Genomic DNA, 16,717 nt, shown 5'->3' with positions numbered 1-16,717 from the left:
CGCTCACGTTTCAGGCGTCCGGGACACGGGACGGGGTTGCACGGTCCCGTCATGGCGGGCTTGACCCGGCCATCCACGACTTGCGCCGGGTGCGCCGCTGAAGTCGTGGATCCCCGGGTCAAGCCCGGGGATGACCGCGTGAGCGCGGGAACCCGTTCCCCGGACAAGCCACGCGCAGCGGGGCGATGATCCGGGGCCCAGGGGAGACACGTTGGCCAAAGCCTCTTGCGCTGGGTCCCGGCTCGGCGCTCCGGCTTCGCCGTCACTTGGCGGGGACACGGCGGCGCACCTCCCGCCCCTCACACCCGCCGCACCCGAGGCGCGGACTGGGGGCCCAGCGCGAGTGCCGTCACGGCCCAGACCAGCGCGTCGAGCCGGTCGGGCGAGCGGCCATTGGACAGGCCCTCGGGGGCGAAGTCGCACATCTCGTCCTCCAGCGCGGGGAACACCCCGGCATGGCGCACGCGGCCCTGCTCGTAGAGCGCGGCGACCGGCTCGGCGCGCAGCCATTTGCCGCGCGTCGCCCGCACCTCGCGCACCGGCACGGCGGGGTCGATGCCGGCGAGGATGGTGCGCACCATCTCCCCGCCCTGGTTGATCTCCACCACCACGCGGTCGGCGGACAGACGATGAAACAGCCCGACCGCCCGCGCGCCCCAGGCGGTTGGCGTCAGGCCCTGCGCGCTCTCATCGGCCAGCACATGGACGACGCCGTCGCGGTCGATCCCCGCCGCGACCAGCCCGCAGGCATCCGCCGTGCGGCGCGAGGAGGCGGGCGGATCGACCGCCACGACGATACGGGTCAGCTTTTCGCGCATCATCTCCGGCGCGGCGTCTTCCCGCGCGGCCTCCAGCGCCGTGCGGTTCCACAGCGCGTCCGGCCGGTCCTCGATCAGCTCGCCCGCCAGCTCCTGCCGGCCGAGCCGCGTGCCGGCATAGCGCCCGACCACCGTGTCGAGGAAGCTCGGGGCGAGATGGGCGGCGTTCTCCGCCGTGCCCATGCGGGTGACGGCCGTGCGCGGATCAGCCAGCAAAGCGCGGATCAGCGCGGTCGGGCGCGGGGTCGTCGTCACCATCTGGCGCGGCCGGGCGCCGAGGCGCAGGCCGAATTGCAGCATGTCGAAACTCGCCTGCGCCTGGCGCCATTTGGCGAGTTCATCGCACCAGGCGGCGTCGAATTGCGGGCCGCGCAGCGCCTCCGGGTCTTCGGCGGAAAAGCCCTGCGCCACCGCGCCATTCGGCCATTCGAGGCGCCTCCGGGTTGGCTCCCAGCGCGGGCGCTCAGCCCGCGGGTGAATGGCGAGAAGGCCGGAGACGCCCTCCACCATTACCTCGCGCACATCGTTGAAGGTCTCGGCGATGAGCGCGATGCGCCCCGCCTTCGGGCCGGCCCGGCCATGAACGAGGGCGCGCACCCATTCGGCGCCCGCCCGCGTCTTGCCGGCGCCGCGCCCGCCCAGCACCAGCCAGGTCAGCCAGTCGCCCCCGCCCTGCGCGCAGGCGGGCGGGTGCTGCGCCGGGCGGCCGATCAGCGGCCAGTGGTGCAGCAGCCAGCGGCAGGCGGCGGGGTCGAGGGCGGCGAGCGCCTCAGGGAGCTTTCCCGCCCGCCAGCACGCGCTCAAGCGTCGCGCCAAGCTCGCGTCGGAAGGCGTCGGTGTCGCGTCCGGCATCCTCGTCCTCCTCTTCCGGCTCCTGGCGGGCGAGCGCGGCGAGTTCGCGCAGCGAGCGCACGAGAATGGCCAGCGTGCGCGCGGCCCGTTCGGCCTGGGTGACGCCATTTGCGGCGAGCCCGGCCCGCGCGACGATGCGCTCGACCGCGCCGATCTCGCTCTCGATGCGGGCGACCAGCCGGGTGATGAGATTCCCGCGCAGCGCCCCGCCCGCCGTAGGAATGGCGGGCACCAGGGGCGGCGCCGCCTCGGTGGGCGCCGGGGCGGGCGCGGGGTCGGCGTCGGGCGGGGGAATGCGCCCGGCCCGCCGGGTCCAGCCCCAGCCGCGAATGCGTGTGTTCAGGGTGGATTTGGAGATGCCGAGCATGTCGGCGATCTGCTGCACCGGCACATTGCTGCGCTCATAAAGCCGGCGCGCCTCATCAAGCGCTTCCGGCGTGATGACATGAGCAGGAACCGACATGGCGCCTCCTGAGCGTGGGGTGAGGACGGGGCCGCCACAGGGGCGGCGGGAACGTTCAGGCATGAAAAAGCCGGCCCGAGGGCCGGCTGTGCGGGATGACGCGTGAGGGAACCACCCCGCCGCGCCCGGCCTTGATGGCCGGCCCGACGGGCCGCCTCGCGACGCAACTGTGGAGCATGACCGAAAGCTACCTCGCCAGCGTCACGCTGTCAAGGACTATTTTCCTATTATGTGTTTTCTGTCTTCGGAATGCTGAGCCGAAGTCGTGGATGGCCGGGCCAAGCCCGGCCATGACGGAACAACTCAGCCTGACAGAAGGCACGAACACTCATCATTTCGGTGCAACGTCATGCCCGGGCTTGGCCCGGGCATCCACGCCTTTCCTTGGCCCCCAAGCGCCCCCTCACCCGGCGCTTGGCGCCGACCTCTCCCCGCCGGGGAGAGGTGAAGGGCGGGCGTTCACATGGAAGAGCTGACGAAGACGGAACACGATCCTGGCTCATCGCCAGTGGCGATGTCCGGGATGACGCTCTGATGCTCGGAATGGAGCTCTCATGCGGGGCCGACGCCCCTTCATCGGGCGCGTCGCATCGCGGGGCGCGCCGGGCTCCCTCTCCCCGTCGGGGAGAGGGGTGGGGTGAGGGGCCGGGACGCTTCAAGCGGAACCCGCCGTTCCCCCTCACCCAGCTGATCGCGCCGACCTCTCCCCGACAGGGAGAGGTGAACGGCCCTCAGGGCCGTCGTCTCAGAGCCCGTGCGCCTTGGCGAGGGCGAGGAGCTTGATCTCCTTCAAGAGCGCCTCGACGCCGCCGAGCACGAAGGCCTTGGTCTTGTCGTCCGTGAACACCCCGTCCTTCACCTTCTCGCCGACCGAGGGGATGGCGAGGTGCGGGTAGTCGATGACGCGCGAGCCGGCGGCGCTCAGCGTCTCGCGGACCTGCGCCTGGGCGCGGATGCCGCCGGTGGAGCCGGGCGAGGAGGTGAGCACGAGCGCCGGCTTGCCGCGCAGCGCGCCCTTGCCATAGGGGCGCGAGCCCCAGTCGATGGCGTTCTTCAACGCGCCGGAGGTGCCGTAATTATATTCCGGCGAGGCGAGGATGACGCCATCCGCCGCCGCGATCGCCGCGCGCAGCGCCGCTGCATGGGCCGGCGGCGTCTCGGTGTCCTCGTCCTGATTGTACATCTCGACGCCGTTCAGGCGGAACACGGTGAGGTCCGCCGTGTCGGCGAGCGCGACCTTCAGCGCCTCGAGGACGGCGGTGGAGAAGGAGCCGGCGCGCAGGCTGCCGGAAATGCCGAGGATCTTCGGGCGGTCGGTCATGAAAGCTCTACTCCTTGGGCGGCGCGCCGCCGGTATGGGAACGCGGATCGCGTGCAAGATCACGGCCGCGCCGACGGAACTCAAGGGGGCAGGTTTGCAAATCCGCACACAAAAGCTTGCGCGGAACGCATGACCTTGCGGCAACGACCATAAAGCGCTTGCTGAGGACGTGGCGCGCGGCGGGAACCTGCGGCGGGGGCGCGCGTTTGCCCGCTCCGCGAAGCGTGCTACCGATTCGCGGGAGTTGCGCAGCAGGAAGGCCCGCTTGTGATTCTGACCGACCGCGACATTCTCGACGCCCTCGCCGCCGGCACGCTCAGCATCGAGCCCCCGCCCCCGGCGGAGTTCTACGCGCCGAACGGCGTGGACCTCAGGCTCGACAGCCGGCTCACCCTCTACCGGGAGCCGGGGCCGGGCGAAGATCCGGTGATCGACCCGGCGGGGCCGGGCTACAGTTTTCGCGAGGCCATCACCCGGATGGCGGATGACATCGAGATCGGCGAGGAGGGCTTCGTGCTCGATCCCGGCCGGCTGGTGCTGGGCTGGACTCTGGAGCGGGTCGATTTCGGCGCCGGGGCGCGGCTCGCCGCGCGCGTCGAGGGCAAGAGCTCGCTCGCCCGCATCGGCCTGATCGTCCACCTGACTGCACCGACCATCCACGCCGGATCGACCGGCCGCATCCAACTCGAGATCATCAATCTCGGCCCGCGCCCGATCCGCCTGCGCAGCGGTATGAAGGTGTGCCAGCTGATCCTGGAGCAGACGCTGGGCGTGCCCCAGCGCCGCTATGGCGGGCAATTCGCCGGCCAGCGGGCGGCCGGCTGATCCGGCCCGAAAGCTGACCGGATTATATTACCGCTTGCCGGTGCGCGCCTTGCGGGCGGCGTAGCGCTCGTCACGCTTGGCCTTGGCGGCGGCGACGGCAGCCTTAGCTTCGTCCAGCGCGGCCGTGCGCGCGGCGATTTCAGCGGCGGCGGCGGCTTCGCGGGCGGCGGCTTCCTCGGCGAGACGGGCTTCCTTGGCGATACGCTTGGCCTCGGCGGCCGCGGCGCGGGCCTCAGCCTGCGCCTTGCGCTCGGCGGCGCGGGCAAGCACGGCCGGATCATCGGCGGCGGGACGCTTGGCGAGTTGTTCCAGCAGGCGGGCCTTGGCGGCAGCGGCGTTCTTCTGGCGGTCGTGGAAAGAGTCGATCGTTTTCATGCGCGTTCTTTAACCCCAGAACGGCCGGATTAACAGCCGGGGAAGGCGATTTTGCTGGTGTTGCCCGCCGATTTGAGGCAGCGCCACAGGGCGACGCGAAATTTGATCGCCGCGCCCGGTTTCAAAACCCGCGATCTTCTGGAAGGGAGAGCGCCTTGCCGCCGCTCGGGCGATTCCGCTGGGTGGGCCGGGCGCGCGTGGCCGTAGCATGACACCGAGAGACGTCTCCGCCTATCTGTTCCTGGCCATCGCCTGGGGCCTGTCCTTCATGTGCGTGGTGCAGGCGGTGCACGGCTTCGGCTGGGCGGGCGCGGTGGCGTTCCGCGCCTTCATCGCCGCCGGCACGCTGCTGCTGATTGCACGCCTGCGCCGCAAGCGGCTGGATTTCTCCTGCGGGATCAAGCCGCTGGCTATCGTGGGGGCAACCACCGTGGCGGGCCAGCTTGTGTTCCTGTCCTATGGCATGCCGCTCATCGGCACCGCCATGTCGGCGATCCTCGTCGCCACCATCCCGGTCTTCTCCATGCTGATCGCCAGGGTCTGGGGCGTCGAGCGGCTGAATGGCGGGGCGGTGGCCGGCATCGCGCTGGGCGCGCTCGGCATCCTGCTGCTGGTGGGCTTCCCCGCCGTGCCCGTGACCGCCGATTTCGTCATCGGCTGCGCGGCGACGCTGGTCGCGACCTTCTCCGCCGCCTTCGGCAGCGTCTATGCCGGGCGCCGGCTGAAGGGCGTCGGCACCAGCGAAGCCACCATCGGCGCCTTCATATCCGGCGGCCTGATCTCCCTGCCCCTGCTCATCCTCGCCCCCGTGCCGGGCGTGCCGGGCCTTGCCGACATCGCCGCGCTGGTGACGCTGGGCGTGGTGATGAGCGCGGCGACCTATGTGCTGTATTTCGGGCTCATCAACAGCATCGGCCCGACGCGGGCGATCAGCGTCGAATTCGCCGTTACCGGCGTCGCCGTGCTTGTCGGTACTATATTACTTGGAGAGCCACTTTCCGTGCCGCAGATCGCCGGCGCGGTGGTGATCGGGCTCGGCTGCGCGCTGGTGCTTGGTCTCGTCCGCCTGCCGCGCGGCAAGAGGCCCGAAGAGATTACCCCGCCAGCAGCGTCGAACGGTTGAGGCGGCGCAGCGCCAGCCCGGCCCGCGCCTCATCGCGGCGGAACGCCTCGACCGCCGCGCCGGTATAGTTCAGGTGATCGACAATCGCCCGCTCCGCCGTCTCCGGCTCACCGGCGATGATGGCGCCGGCGAAGGCCTTGTGCTGGGCGAGCAGCGCCACGCGGAAGTCCGGCTGGGCGAAGAGCTTCTCGCGATTGAAGAAAATGTCCCGCCTCAGCATGTCGGAAAAGGCCCGCATGACGTGCAGGATGACCAGATTGTGCGAGGCCTCGTAGACGAGGCGGTGCAGCTCGATGTCGGCCTCCGCCTCCAGCGTCGCGTCCTCGGCGACATGGGCGGCCTCCATCGCCTCGATGCAGGCGGCGATGGCGGCGCGCTCGGGATCCGTGGCGCGCACCGCCGCCAGCGCGGCCGCCTTGGCCTCCACCGCCGCACGGTACTCGAAATAGTCGCCGGTTACCTGCTCGCTGGATTGCAGCAGCGCGACCAGCGGCTCGGTCAGCGGCGCCAGGAACTGGGCGACACGCGTGCCGTCGCGGCTGGTGGCGAGCAGGCCGCGCGCCTCCAGCAATTGCAGCGCGTCGCGCAGCGAGGGGCGTGAGACCTCCAGCCGCTCGGCGAGGTCGCGTTCGCTCGCCAGCTTCTCGCCCGGCCGCAGCACGCCTTCCAGGATCATGCGCTCGATATGCTCGGCGATGGTCTCGGCGAGCTTTCGCGTGCGCAGCGGCTCGATCATGGCGGCTCCGGAAGGGCTCGGGTCGGTGGTTCCCGATGTATGCGACAGCGGGCCGGTGCGTTCAACCAAGGAGTGGGATCTTGGCCGATTGACAGGAGTGGTCAAATAATTTTACCAGAACAGCATCAGTTCCCCGCAGAGCAGAGCCATGCGGACCGGATGGGTGCCCCGTCCAAGGTGGTGGCATCCCTCGCGGCGGGATGGCAGAACAGCGGGGAACGCGACGTTCCGCAGGATCAGGGGAGGCCGGGCGCCTTCCTTCAACCTTGAGCGGCGCCCGGTCACGCGGCAGGCGCAGAGAAAGGCCCGATATGAGCACCGTCACCAATATTCAGGATCTGCGCGCCATCGCCAAGCGCCGGGTGCCGCGGGCCATTTTCCATTACGCCGATCGCGGCTCCTATGACGAGGTGACGCTCAAGGCCAATAAGGCGGACCTCGCCGCCATCCCGCTGCGCCAGCGGGTGATGATCGACGTGTCCGAGCGTTCCACCGCGACGACGATGATCGGCGAGAAGGTTTCGCTGCCGCTCGCCATCGCCCCTACGGGCCTCACCGGCCTGTTCCACGGCGACGGCGAGATCCATGGCTGCCGCGCCGCCCATGCGGCGGGCATTCCCTTCACCCTCTCCACCATGTCCATCTGCTCCATCGAGGACGTGGCAGCGGCCGTCGATAAGCCGTTCTGGTTCCAGCTCTATGTGATGCGCGACCGCAAGTTCTCGGAATCGCTGATCGAGCGCGCCAAGGCGGCGAAGTGCTCGGCACTGGTGCTGACGCTCGACCTTCAGATCCAGGGCCAGCGCCACATGGACATCAAGAACGGTCTTGCGGTACCGCCCAAGCTGACGCTGGCCAATGCGCTCGACATCGCCACCAAGCCGCGCTGGGCGATGAGCGTGCTGATGGGCAAGCGCCATTCCTTCGGCAATCTCGCCGTGCGCCAGGAGGCCGACAGCCTCACCACCCTTTCGCAGTGGATCGCCGGTCAGTTCGACCCGTCGCTGTCGTGGAAGGATGTCGAGTGGGTGCGCTCGATCTGGCCGGGCAAGCTGATCCTCAAGGGCGTGCTGGATGTCGAGGATGCGAAGATCGCCGCCGCCACCGGCTCCGACGCCATCGTCGTGTCCAACCATGGCGGGCGCCAGCTGGATGGCGCCGTCTCCTCCATCTCGGCGCTGCCCAAGGTGGTGGAAGCCGTGGGTGACAGGACCGAGATCTGGTTCGACGGCGGCGTCACCTCCGGTCAGGACATACTGAAAGCGCGAGCGCTCGGCGCGCGCGGCTGCCTAATGGGCAAGGCCTTCCTCTGGTCGCTGGCGGCGGGCGGTCAGGCGGGCGTCGCCCAGGCCATCGACATCATGCGCCGGGAGCTCGACGTCTCCATGGCGCTGACCGGCGTCAAGGACATCGAGACGGTCGACCGGAGCGTGCTGGCGCTCTGAGCCGCTACGGGGTGCTCCCGATGTCGGGCGCGGCACGAGCGGCTAGACGAGGGGCATGACCGACCCGCTGCTCTTCGCCCTCGCCGTGCTCGCCATTCTCGCGACGCCCGGCCCGACCAACACGCTGCTCGCCACAGCGGGCGCGGGGCTGGGGATGCGCCGGGCGCTGCCGCTGATCCCGGCGGAGGCAGGCGGTTACCTCATCGCCATCACCACCATCGGTCTCGCGCTCGGCCCGGTGGTCGCGGCCTCTCCGGCGCTCGGCATGGCGCTGCGCGTTGCGGTGTCTTTGTACCTATTTCATGTCGCGTGGAAGCTCTGGCGCGGGGCGTCACGCCCCCTCGCCGACGGGGCAGTCATCACCCCCGCCCGCATCTTCATGACCACGCTGCTGAACCCCAAGGCGATCATCTTCGCGCTCGGCGTCGTGCCCTTCGAGAGCCCGCTCTGGCCGGCTTACATGGGCGCCTTCGCCGCGCTTGTGGCGGGCGTCGCGCTGGGCTGGATCAGCGTCGGCGTCGCGATGGGCCGGGCCGCGCAGGCGGCGGGACGCGCGAGCCTCGTGCCGCGCCTCGGGGCCGCCGCGGTCAGCGCTTTCGCGGTGATGATGCTGGGGACGCCCTTCCTGCGCTAGCGGCCGGCCGCAGCCTTGTATCGGCGCCGCGCGGCAGGCGCAGCGGCCAGCGCACCATGTGCTCGATGAAATCTTCCAGCGGCAGGTCGTCCTCCAGCGCCGCCACCTTGCCGCGCACCGAGACGCCGGCCTGATGGACGGTGTCGCGGTTGCCGGAGACGAGGTGGTGCCACCAGTAGAGATCGCGCCCCTCCTCGACCAGCCGGTAGGCGCAGGAGGGCGGCAGCCAGCCGAGCGCGCGCACCGTCTCCGGCGTCAGCCGCACGCAATCGGGCACCTGCGCCTGCCGGTTGGGATAATCCCGGCAGCGACAGCCATCATCGTCCAGCAGCTTGCAGCCGATATCGGTATAGGCGATCGCCTCGCTGTCCTCGTCCTGCAGCTTGACGAGGCAGCAGCGCCCGCAGCCATCGCACAGGCTCTCCCACTCGGCCGCGTCCATCTCTTCGAGCGACTTGGCGCGCCAGAAAGGTTCGTCGGCCGGGGTCATTGCGGGTCCATCAGGCTGGGGTGGGCGGCGGGCGCCCTGCGCCCGCCCGCTTGAGCCTGCGTGGCTAGCCGATCTTGCGGCCCATGTCTTTCAGGATTTCGCGAGCGGCATTGTGGCCGGGAATGCCGGAGACGCCGCCGCCCGGATGCATGGAGGCGCCGCAGATGTACAGCGCGCCGATCGGCGTGCGGTAATCGGCATAGCCGGACACCGGCCGCTGGAAGAAAAGCTGGTCCGCCGACAGCTCGCCCTGGAAGATGTGCCCCTGTGGCAGATTGACGATCCGCTCGATGTCCGGCGGCAGCAGAAGCTGGGCGTCGATCACGTCATTGCGGAAGCCGGGGGCGAAGCGCTCGATCACATCGAACACGTTCTTCTCGAAATTCGCCCGCTCCGTCGCCCAGTCGCCGCCCTTCAGCGTGTGGGGCGCATGACCGCCGAAAAGGTTGACCACGTGCTTGCCGGGCGGGGCGAGCGTGTCGTCCACCATGGTCGGCACCACCGGGGTGATGAAGGGCGCCGCCGAATACCAGCCATGCTTGGCGTCGTCATAGGCGCGCTCGAGATAGTCGATGTCCGGCGCGATATGCATGTAGGTCGGGTAGCTGAAGGAGCCGATGGCGCCCTCCCGCCGCACGCGGTCGAGGATGCGGTATTGCGGCGGGCGCTCGCAGGCGATGTTCATCTTGAAGGCGGTGCTGAAGGTGCGGTAGCCGCGGATTTCGCGCACCACCTCGGCCGGCAGATGCTGCTCGCCCACCAGATCGCGGTAGAGATGCGGCGCCGAGGCATTGGAGATGATCGCCCGCGCCCGGTAGATGTCGCCGACGGCAGTGACGACCTCGGTGGCGCGGTTATTGGCGATGCGGATCTCGGCGACCGGCGCGCCGGTGACGATGTGCACGCCCGACTGGCGGGCGGCGCTGGCCAGCGCCTGGGTGATCGCCCCCATGCCGCCCTTGATGAAGCCCCAGCCACCGGCGCCCTCATGCTCGCCCATGACATGGTGCATGATGACATAGGCCGAGCCGGGCGATTTCGGCCCCGCAAAGGTGCCGATCGAGGCGTAATAGGCGAGCACCGCCATCACGCGGTCGTCCTCGAACCATTCGCGCAGGAAGTCGTAGGCCGACATGGAGAGCATGTCGACGATGCGGTACATCTTGCGGCCGACCTTGCGGTACTTCCACAGCAGCGCCGCGCCGTCGCGGAAGGTCTTCCAGTCGCGCCGCGCCGGGTCGATCGGCGTCTCCCAGAGCAGCCGGCGCACGATCTGCGTGGCTTCCACCAGATAGTCGTTGAAGGCGGGATAGATCGCCGCGTCATGGGCGGAGAAGCGGGCGAAGGAGGCCTGCGTCTTGGCCACATCGTCGGAGAAGGCGATGTAGTCGTCATCGCCAATGGGCGAGACCATGTCGGAGCAGGGCAGCACCTCGAGGCCATGCTCGCGCAGGCGCAGGTCGCGGATGATGCGCGGGTGCAGCAGGCTCATCAGATAGGAGAAGATCGAGGCGCGGAAGCCCGGCGAGAACTCCTCGGTCACCGCCGCCCCGCCGACCACGTCGCGGCGCTCCAGCACCGCCACGCGCAGCCCGGCGCGGGCGAGATAATTGGCGCAGACGAGCCCATTATGGCCCGCGCCGATGATGACGGCATCGAAGTCGCGGCCGGCAAGCGCCGCGCTGGCGGCGGAGGCGGGTGAGGCACTGGCGGGGCGGGCAGACATGGCGAAGCCTCTGGCTGGCGGTGGTGAGGGGATCAGAAGGAGGCGGGCGTGACGGCCCAGATCACCACGGTCTCGTGCGTGCCGGGGTTGCGGTAGCGGTGCGGCCGGTGCGAGGCGAAGCCGAAGCTGTCGCCGGCCTGCAGGGTCCAGCTCTGGGTCTCGACGGTGAGTTCGAGCGTGCCGGCGACGACATAGCCGCCCTCCTCGCCCTCATGGGCATAGCCCTCCTCGATCCCCGCGCCGGGGGCGATGCGGCAGAGCAGGAATTCGAGCTGGCCGCCCATCTGCGGGGTCAGCAACTCGTCGCTGATGCCGCCGGCATAGGTGAGCTGGCGGCGGGCGCCCCGGCGCACCACCACCTCATCAGGCGCGGGCTCGGCCGGCGCGGCGTCCTCGCGGAAGAACCAGCCGACGGTGACGCCAAGCGACCCGGCGATCAGGTGCAGCGCCTTCACCGAGGGCTCGGATAGGCCACGCTCGATCTGGCTGAGGAGGCCGAGGGAGAGGCCCGTCGCCTCCGACAGCGCCGCCAGCGTGAGCTTCCGGTCCCGCCGCAACGCGCGGATCATCTGCCCGAGCCGGGTGCCGATATCGGCCGCGCCGGCGGCGTCCTCGCGGGTTTCTGCCCTCTCCTCCATGACGGCCCCTCGCGCCTGCCCTTATTGAATTTCATCATCGTGGAATCATGGAGAGATTCGCAAGACATATTTTCACGTTTGTGAAATATCGGGATCACCCCGGCATCACGGGCGATCCGCGACAGCCCTCGCCTGCCCTGCCGGGCTTCGCTATAAGGGCGCGGGGGCGGGTGGCATGGAGACGACGGCGTGAGCGAGCGTCGACCGGACGAGGACGCGACCGGGGAGAGCCCGGCCGGGCAGGACGCACCGCGCCCGCGCGGGGGACGACGCCTGCGCAATATCCTGCTCGCCATCGATTCCTGGATCGACAGCACGATCTATTCCAGCGGCGTCAATCTGCGCTCGGGCTGGGACAGCTTCGTCGCCTTCACCGAACGCTTCAACGTGCAGGGACCCGGCCGCTGGGCCATCGCGCTGGCTTCCGAAGGCATGACCTGGGGCGCGGTCGGCGCCGTGCTCATGCTGGCGCTGGCCATCCCCGCCTTCAAGGAAACCTCCGACGACTGGCTGAAGCGGGCCGAGCTTTCCGTCACCTTCCTTGATCGGTACGGAAACACCATCGGCGAACGCGGCATCCGCCACAATGACACGGTGCCGCTGGAAGAATTCCCGGACCACCTCATCAAGGCGGTGCTGGCGACCGAAGACCGGCGATTCTACGAGCATTTCGGCATCGACATCCCCGGCACCTTCCGCGCGGTTCTGTCCAATGCGCGGGCCGGTGGCGTGGTGCAGGGCGGCTCCTCGCTCACCCAGCAGCTCGCCAAGAACCTGTTCCTGTCGAATGAGCGCACGCTGGAGCGCAAGATCAAGGAAGCCTTCCTCGCGCTCTGGCTCGAATTCCACCTGACCAAGAACCAGATCCTGAAGCTCTATCTGGACCGCGCCTATATGGGCGGCGGCGCCTTTGGCGTGGACGCGGCGGCGCAGTATTATTTCGGCAAGTCCGCCCGCGACGTGAATCTGGCGGAAGCCGCCATGCTGGCCGGCCTGTTCAAGGCGCCCTCGAAATTTGCCCCGCATGTGAACCTGCCGGCGGCGCGCGGGCGCGCCTCGGTGGTGCTCGACAACCTCGTCGATGCCGGCTTCATGACCGAAGGCCAGGTGTTCGGCGCCCGCCGCAACCCGGCCACCCCGGTGGACCGCAAGCAGGACGACGTCCCGGAATATTACCTCGACTACGCCTTCAACGAGGTGAAGGGCATCGTCGACACGCTGCCCAAGAGCTATGCCGAGCGCTCCTTCATCGTACGCACGGCGCTGGACCCGAACATCCAGAAGGCCGCCGACACCGCCATTCGCGACAGCCTGCGCCAGTTCGGCAAGGACTATGGCGCCAGCCAGTCGGCCATGGTGGTGATGGAGCCGAGCGGGGCGGTGCGCGCCATGGTCGGCGGGCGCGACTATGGCGAGAGCCAGTTCAACCGCGCCACCGACGCGCTGCGCCAGCCCGGCTCGTCCTTCAAGCCGTATGTCTATACCGCCGCGCTCATGACCGGGAAATACACCCCGCAGACCATCGTGGTGGACGGGCCGATCTGCATCGGCAACTGGTGCCCGCAGAATTATGGCCGCTCCTATGCCGGCTCGATCACCCTCATCAACGCGCTGACCCGCTCGCTGAACACGGTGGCGGTGAAGCTCGCCGAAAATATCGGTCGCGGCCGCATCGTCGATCTCGCCCATGCCATGGGCGTGAAGAGCGAGCTCAAGATCACCCGCGCCCTGCCCCTCGGCGCCGCCGAGGTGACGGTGCTCGACCAGGCGACGGGCTACGCCGTCTTCGCCAATGGCGGCATGTCGGTCTCGCCCCATGCGGTGATCGAGATGCGCACCCCCGCCGGCGAGCCGGTGTGGAACTTCGCGCAGGACGGGCCGAAGTCGAAGCAGGTCATCCCGCCCAACATCATCGCCATGATCAACCCCATGCTGAACAGCGTGGTGGAGAACGGCACCGGCCGACGCGCGATGATCCCGGGCACCAAGGTCTCCGGCAAGACCGGCACGACCAATGCCTATCGCGACGCGTGGTTCGTTGGCTTCACCGGCAACTATGTCGGCGCCATCTGGTTCGGCAATGACGACTACACCTCGACCCGCAAGATGACCGGCGGCTCGCTGCCGGCCATGACGTGGCAAAAGGTGATGGCGTTCGCCCATCAGGGCATCGAGATCAAGCCGACGCCCGGCCTCGGCAACCAGCCTCCGCCGGTGCTCGACGGCGCCGTCGCGGAAGCCTCCGCCCTGCAGATCGAGGGCGTGCGCCGGCCGGTCACCCTGTCTCCCGCCGCCGCCGAGCGGCTGATGGGCCTCTCCGCCCGGATGCGCGACGCCGCCAGCCAGCCGGTTCGGCGCCCGACCGCCGCCGCCGATATCGCCACCCCGGTGGCGACGGGCAGCAATTGAGGGCGGTGATGTTCGTGTCGGCCGGATTGACCTTCCGCACCCGCGCGCCCATGCATGGGCGCCCCGTCACCGCCTCGGATTGATCCGCCCTTGCGCGCCCTGCTCTTCTTCCTGACGCTGGCCATCGGCGCCGTCATCGGCCTCGGCCTCACCTGGGTGACCACGGTGCGCGGCTATGGCCCGACGGCGATCCGCTCCGGCGCGTGGGAGGCCTGGCCCAAGGCGGGGACCGAGGATGCCGACCCCTATGCGCGCGCCGCGCTCGCCCGCGCCGGCGAATTGCCGCTGGAACTGGCCGATGGCATCGCCTTCGTCGCCACCACGGACGATGCCGGCAAGGCGCTTGACGGGCGCTGCGACCTGCGCCTCTCCGGCACCGTGCCGCAGGCGCGCTTCTGGACGCTGACCGTCACCGACGAGCGCGGCCGGCTGATCGAGAACGCCGCCCAGCGCAGCGGCTTCACCAGCCCGGAGGTGGTATGGAACCGCGACGGCACGCTTGATGTCGCGCTTGGCCCTCGCGCCCGGGCGGGCAACTGGCTGCCGACCGGCGCGCGCGGACACATCGTCCTGACACTCCGCCTCTACGACACCCCCGTCGGCCTCGCCAGCCGCACCAGCGACGCGCCGGCCATGCCGAAGCTCATGACGGAGCGGTGTCCATGAAGCGGCTGATCCTGCCCATTCTCGCCGGCGTGGTGCTTGGCGGCATCGTCCATCTCGTCGGCGTGCTGCTCATGCCCTATGTCGCCGACCAGGACGCCTATGCCCGTCTCGCGGCGGTCGGCGAGCTCAACACCGTTACCGGGATCGACGATCCGGGCGTCGACGGGGCGGTTCTGCCGGCCAGTGACCCGGCCTTCGTGACCGCCGTCTGCCTCTATGATCTCGCGGACGGCCCGGTGAAAATCCAGGTGCCGCCAACCGACGACTACACCTCGATCTCGTTCTACACCCGCTACGGCCTGCCGTTTTACGCCATCAATGACCGCTCGGCCGGCCGCAGCCTGATCGTGCTCGACCTGATGACCGCCAAGCAGCGCGCCGCGCTGCCGGAGGATGCGGATGTGACGGCGGCGGACCGGCTCGTGGTGGAATCACCGAGCCTGGAGGGCGTCGTGCTCATTCGCGCGCTGGTGCGCGAGCGCGGCGCCCGCGAGCAGGTGCGCACGCGGCTCGACATGGCCCGCTGCAGCAGCGCCTCATAGCGTCTCGCGCGGGACGGCCGAGGCGACAAGTGGTGCTGCCAGCGCGGGGGATGTCCGCACCATCTGCACCACCGGCAGAATAATGACCTCCGCCGCATCGCCGAGGATCACCCGGCGCGGACGGCCGTCCGCCGGGTTGCGACGTGTGGGGAACGGCACGATCGAGCCCATCTCGCCCTCCGTAGCTGTCGCCCCGTGACCGGTCTGTCCCGGCCGGGACGCTGCGTTACGTCAACCGCACGCCACCATAACAAAGGGTCATGGTTAACGGCTTGCTAACGATCCAGCCCTAGCTTGGTTTCGCGAGGCTGTTGTGGCCCGCCGCACCCGATTCTCCAGCCAGCCTGCCCATGCCCTCCACACCCGGCTCCGGCCTCAAAGACCTGATCGACGATGCGCGTCGCCGGCACGAGGACACGCGGCCGGAGATGCTGCGCGCGCTGGTGAAACTCTACATCCAGGCCCCCGATCACGGCCCGGCCGAGCAGGCGCGCTTTGCCACGCTGGCACGGCGGCTGTTCGATTCCGTGGATATCCCGGTAGCAGCCAAGCATGTGCGCGAGATCGCCGCGCGCACCGATCTGCCCCGTCAGCTCATGCTGCATCTGGCCCGTGGACCGTTGGCGGTAGCCGGGCCGGTGCTGCGCCTCTCACCGGTGCTGACGGATGACGATCTGGTCGAACTCGCCCGCACCGCCGCGCCGGATCACCGCGCCGCTATCGGTGCCCGGCGGGATGTCTCGCCGGACCTCGCCAAGCGGCTCGCCGCGCTGCTGGATGAGCCTCCGATTGCGACCGCTCCCGCGATGAGCGAAACCGTGTCAGGCGAAACCGTAACCGGCGAAACTGCAGCGGGCGCGACGCTCGCTGTGAAAGACGGCCCTGCCCTCCACGCTCTGACCGACACGCTGATGGCCGTACACGCCGACACGGCACCCGCGGCAGGCTCCGAGCCCATGCCCACCACGGCCGAGCCGGCAGAGCGCCCGCACGAGGCCGACACGGCCGGGATGTCGGCTGCCGCCACAGCGACGCCGCCTGCGCCCCCGGCGCCCTCTCCCCGGCAGGAAGCGGCGCCGGCCCGCGCGGAGGCTCCTATGCCACGTACCCCGGAAGCCTCGCCCGACCTTACCTTCTTCAACGCCAGCCCGGAAGAACGCACGACCCTGCTCGCACGGCTGGTGACCCTCCCCCCGCTGCCGCTGGCCGAGCGCGTCAGCGGGGGCGGCGATGCGTTGACCGAGGCGTTGCTGGACGCCGCCAAGGGGGACGACAAGGCGCGGCTCGCCGGCCTGCTGGCTGAGGCGCTCGATCTTGCGCCGGCAACCGGCCAGCGGATCGTCGCGGATGAGAGCGGGCAGGCGCTGGCCGTCGCCGCCCGCGTGCTCGGCCTGTCACTCGCCATCCTCTCGCGCATGTTGTTCCGGCTCCACCCGGCGACCGGACGCTCGGCGGGCGAGATGACCCGGCTGGCGGAAATGTTCGATTCCCTGCCGGTCGGCAGCGCCCAGCACCTCGTCGCGCAGTGGCGCGGCGCCCGCCGGGGGCGAAGCGAGCGCGCCGAGGATGTCCCGCCGATCCGCAGCTATGCGGCGGCGCGGCCCGCGCCGCTCGCCACGGGCGAGACCGAGGGCCAGCGCGAGCGCGGCTGAAG

General features: G+C 69.7%; 17 protein-coding genes. 8 read left to right on the top strand and 9 right to left on the bottom strand.

Annotated elements, in window-relative coordinates; all coding sequences use genetic code 11:
• Positions 1 to 299 precede the first annotated feature (299 nt).
• The 3 genes from AncyloWKF20_RS00655 to AncyloWKF20_RS00645 form a co-directional block, all read right to left on the bottom strand.
• Positions 300 to 1,622 carry a terminase family protein gene (locus AncyloWKF20_RS00655; protein WP_279316059.1) on the bottom strand — a complete coding sequence of 441 codons (1,323 nt, stop codon included), beginning with the start codon at positions 1,620 to 1,622 and terminating at the stop codon, positions 300 to 302.
• The gene (locus AncyloWKF20_RS00650; protein WP_279316058.1) at positions 1,588 to 2,133 is read right to left on the bottom strand and encodes a hypothetical protein; all 546 of its coding nucleotides are present in this window, start codon (positions 2,131 to 2,133) and stop codon (positions 1,588 to 1,590) included. The genes AncyloWKF20_RS00655 and AncyloWKF20_RS00650 overlap by 35 nt, the downstream gene beginning before the upstream one ends.
• Before the next feature lie 745 nt (positions 2,134 to 2,878).
• Positions 2,879 to 3,454, bottom strand: a complete 576-nt coding sequence (locus tag AncyloWKF20_RS00645) for an NAD(P)H-dependent oxidoreductase (RefSeq protein WP_279316057.1) — start codon at positions 3,452 to 3,454, stop codon at positions 2,879 to 2,881.
• 267 nt (positions 3,455 to 3,721) lie between these two features.
• Here AncyloWKF20_RS00645 and dcd point away from each other — a divergent pair, with 267 nt between their 5' ends.
• Complete coding sequence (gene dcd / locus AncyloWKF20_RS00640) at positions 3,722 to 4,279, top strand: dCTP deaminase (RefSeq protein ID WP_279316056.1); 558 nt, start codon at positions 3,722 to 3,724, stop codon at positions 4,277 to 4,279.
• Positions 4,280 to 4,306: 27 nt separating this feature from the next.
• On the opposite strand, the gene AncyloWKF20_RS00635 is transcribed toward dcd, so the two are convergent.
• Positions 4,307 to 4,654: a DUF6481 family protein gene (locus AncyloWKF20_RS00635; protein WP_279316055.1), complete on the bottom strand. Its 348-nt coding sequence runs from the start codon at positions 4,652 to 4,654 to the stop codon at positions 4,307 to 4,309.
• A gap of 208 nt (positions 4,655 to 4,862) precedes the next feature.
• Here AncyloWKF20_RS00635 and AncyloWKF20_RS00630 point away from each other — a divergent pair, with 208 nt between their 5' ends.
• Complete coding sequence (locus AncyloWKF20_RS00630) at positions 4,863 to 5,777, top strand: DMT family transporter (protein WP_279316054.1); 915 nt, start codon at positions 4,863 to 4,865, stop codon at positions 5,775 to 5,777.
• On the opposite strand, the gene AncyloWKF20_RS00625 is transcribed toward AncyloWKF20_RS00630, so the two are convergent.
• A complete protein-coding gene (locus AncyloWKF20_RS00625) occupies positions 5,749 to 6,513 on the bottom strand; it encodes an FCD domain-containing protein (RefSeq protein ID WP_279316053.1) in 765 nt (254 codons plus the stop codon). The two genes, AncyloWKF20_RS00630 and AncyloWKF20_RS00625, sit on opposite strands and share 29 nt — an antisense overlap.
• A 311-nt stretch (positions 6,514 to 6,824) precedes the next feature.
• Here AncyloWKF20_RS00625 and AncyloWKF20_RS00620 point away from each other — a divergent pair, with 311 nt between their 5' ends.
• Both AncyloWKF20_RS00620 and AncyloWKF20_RS00615 read left to right on the top strand, forming a co-directional pair.
• Complete coding sequence (locus tag AncyloWKF20_RS00620; RefSeq protein ID WP_279316052.1) at positions 6,825 to 7,958, top strand: alpha-hydroxy acid oxidase; 1,134 nt, start codon at positions 6,825 to 6,827, stop codon at positions 7,956 to 7,958.
• A 55-nt stretch (positions 7,959 to 8,013) separates the two neighbouring features.
• Positions 8,014 to 8,592, top strand: coding sequence for a lysine transporter LysE (locus AncyloWKF20_RS00615; RefSeq protein WP_279316051.1), 579 nt, complete (start codon positions 8,014 to 8,016; stop codon positions 8,590 to 8,592).
• Here AncyloWKF20_RS00615 and AncyloWKF20_RS00610 read toward each other — a convergent pair.
• The 3 genes from AncyloWKF20_RS00610 to AncyloWKF20_RS00600 all read right to left on the bottom strand — a co-directional run bounded on the left by AncyloWKF20_RS00610 (position 8,546) and on the right by AncyloWKF20_RS00600 (position 11,446).
• Positions 8,546 to 9,082, bottom strand: coding sequence for a YcgN family cysteine cluster protein (locus AncyloWKF20_RS00610; RefSeq protein WP_279316050.1), 537 nt, complete (start codon positions 9,080 to 9,082; stop codon positions 8,546 to 8,548). The two genes, AncyloWKF20_RS00615 and AncyloWKF20_RS00610, sit on opposite strands and share 47 nt — an antisense overlap.
• Before the next feature lie 64 nt (positions 9,083 to 9,146).
• Entirely contained in the window at positions 9,147 to 10,808 is a 1,662-nt protein-coding gene (locus AncyloWKF20_RS00605; RefSeq protein WP_279316049.1) for an NAD(P)/FAD-dependent oxidoreductase, read from the bottom strand.
• A 32-nt stretch (positions 10,809 to 10,840) separates the two neighbouring features.
• Complete coding sequence (locus AncyloWKF20_RS00600) at positions 10,841 to 11,446, bottom strand: cupin domain-containing protein (protein ID WP_279316048.1); 606 nt, start codon at positions 11,444 to 11,446, stop codon at positions 10,841 to 10,843.
• Positions 11,447 to 11,719: 273 nt separating this feature from the next.
• On the opposite strand from AncyloWKF20_RS00600, the gene AncyloWKF20_RS00595 reads away from it, so the two are divergent.
• From AncyloWKF20_RS00595 to AncyloWKF20_RS00585, 3 genes are all read left to right on the top strand, one after another.
• Positions 11,720 to 13,855 (top strand): PBP1A family penicillin-binding protein, encoded by a 2,136-nt coding sequence (locus AncyloWKF20_RS00595; RefSeq protein WP_279317838.1) that lies wholly within the window; start codon positions 11,720 to 11,722, stop codon positions 13,853 to 13,855.
• Between the two features lie 90 nt (positions 13,856 to 13,945).
• Positions 13,946 to 14,521 (top strand): DUF1214 domain-containing protein, encoded by a 576-nt coding sequence (locus AncyloWKF20_RS00590; protein ID WP_279316047.1) that lies wholly within the window; start codon positions 13,946 to 13,948, stop codon positions 14,519 to 14,521.
• Entirely contained in the window at positions 14,518 to 15,063 is a 546-nt protein-coding gene (locus AncyloWKF20_RS00585) for a DUF1254 domain-containing protein (RefSeq protein WP_279316046.1), read from the top strand. The genes AncyloWKF20_RS00590 and AncyloWKF20_RS00585 overlap by 4 nt, the downstream gene beginning before the upstream one ends.
• On the opposite strand, the gene AncyloWKF20_RS00580 is transcribed toward AncyloWKF20_RS00585, so the two are convergent.
• Entirely contained in the window at positions 15,058 to 15,234 is a 177-nt protein-coding gene (locus AncyloWKF20_RS00580; RefSeq protein WP_279316045.1) for a hypothetical protein, read from the bottom strand. The two genes, AncyloWKF20_RS00585 and AncyloWKF20_RS00580, sit on opposite strands and share 6 nt — an antisense overlap.
• A gap of 179 nt (positions 15,235 to 15,413) precedes the next feature.
• Between AncyloWKF20_RS00580 and AncyloWKF20_RS00575 the strand changes: the two genes are divergently transcribed.
• On the top strand, positions 15,414 to 16,715 hold the full coding sequence (locus AncyloWKF20_RS00575; RefSeq protein WP_279316044.1) for a DUF2336 domain-containing protein: 1,302 nt from the start codon (positions 15,414 to 15,416) through the stop codon (positions 16,713 to 16,715).
• Positions 16,716 to 16,717 lie beyond the last annotated feature (2 nt).

It is taken from the genome of Ancylobacter sp. WKF20, assembly GCF_029760895.1.
Lineage (GTDB): Bacteria > Pseudomonadota > Alphaproteobacteria > Rhizobiales > Xanthobacteraceae > Ancylobacter.
This window is presented reverse-complemented; position numbering and strand designations above follow the sequence as displayed.

What these genes read in the sequence shown, in the direction of transcription:
- AncyloWKF20_RS00585 (WP_279316046.1), top strand. Translation starts at nt 14,518, where the DNA reads ATGAAGCGGCTGATCCTGCCCATTCTCGCCGGCGTGGTGCTTGGCGGC.
- AncyloWKF20_RS00620 (WP_279316052.1), top strand. Translation starts at nt 6,825, where the DNA reads ATGAGCACCGTCACCAATATTCAGGATCTGCGCGCCATCGCCAAGCGC.
- AncyloWKF20_RS00580 (WP_279316045.1), bottom strand. Translation starts at nt 15,234, where the DNA reads ATGGGCTCGATCGTGCCGTTCCCCACACGTCGCAACCCGGCGGACGGC.
- AncyloWKF20_RS00625 (WP_279316053.1), bottom strand. Translation starts at nt 6,513, where the DNA reads ATGATCGAGCCGCTGCGCACGCGAAAGCTCGCCGAGACCATCGCCGAG.
- AncyloWKF20_RS00635 (WP_279316055.1), bottom strand. Translation starts at nt 4,654, where the DNA reads ATGAAAACGATCGACTCTTTCCACGACCGCCAGAAGAACGCCGCTGCC.
- AncyloWKF20_RS00575 (WP_279316044.1), top strand. Translation starts at nt 15,414, where the DNA reads ATGCCCTCCACACCCGGCTCCGGCCTCAAAGACCTGATCGACGATGCG.
- AncyloWKF20_RS00610 (WP_279316050.1), bottom strand. Translation starts at nt 9,082, where the DNA reads ATGACCCCGGCCGACGAACCTTTCTGGCGCGCCAAGTCGCTCGAAGAG.
- AncyloWKF20_RS00615 (WP_279316051.1), top strand. Translation starts at nt 8,014, where the DNA reads ATGACCGACCCGCTGCTCTTCGCCCTCGCCGTGCTCGCCATTCTCGCG.
- AncyloWKF20_RS00600 (WP_279316048.1), bottom strand. Translation starts at nt 11,446, where the DNA reads ATGGAGGAGAGGGCAGAAACCCGCGAGGACGCCGCCGGCGCGGCCGAT.
- AncyloWKF20_RS00650 (WP_279316058.1), bottom strand. Translation starts at nt 2,133, where the DNA reads ATGTCGGTTCCTGCTCATGTCATCACGCCGGAAGCGCTTGATGAGGCG.
- AncyloWKF20_RS00630 (WP_279316054.1), top strand. Translation starts at nt 4,863, where the DNA reads ATGACACCGAGAGACGTCTCCGCCTATCTGTTCCTGGCCATCGCCTGG.
- AncyloWKF20_RS00605 (WP_279316049.1), bottom strand. Translation starts at nt 10,808, where the DNA reads ATGTCTGCCCGCCCCGCCAGTGCCTCACCCGCCTCCGCCGCCAGCGCG.
- AncyloWKF20_RS00645 (WP_279316057.1), bottom strand. Translation starts at nt 3,454, where the DNA reads ATGACCGACCGCCCGAAGATCCTCGGCATTTCCGGCAGCCTGCGCGCC.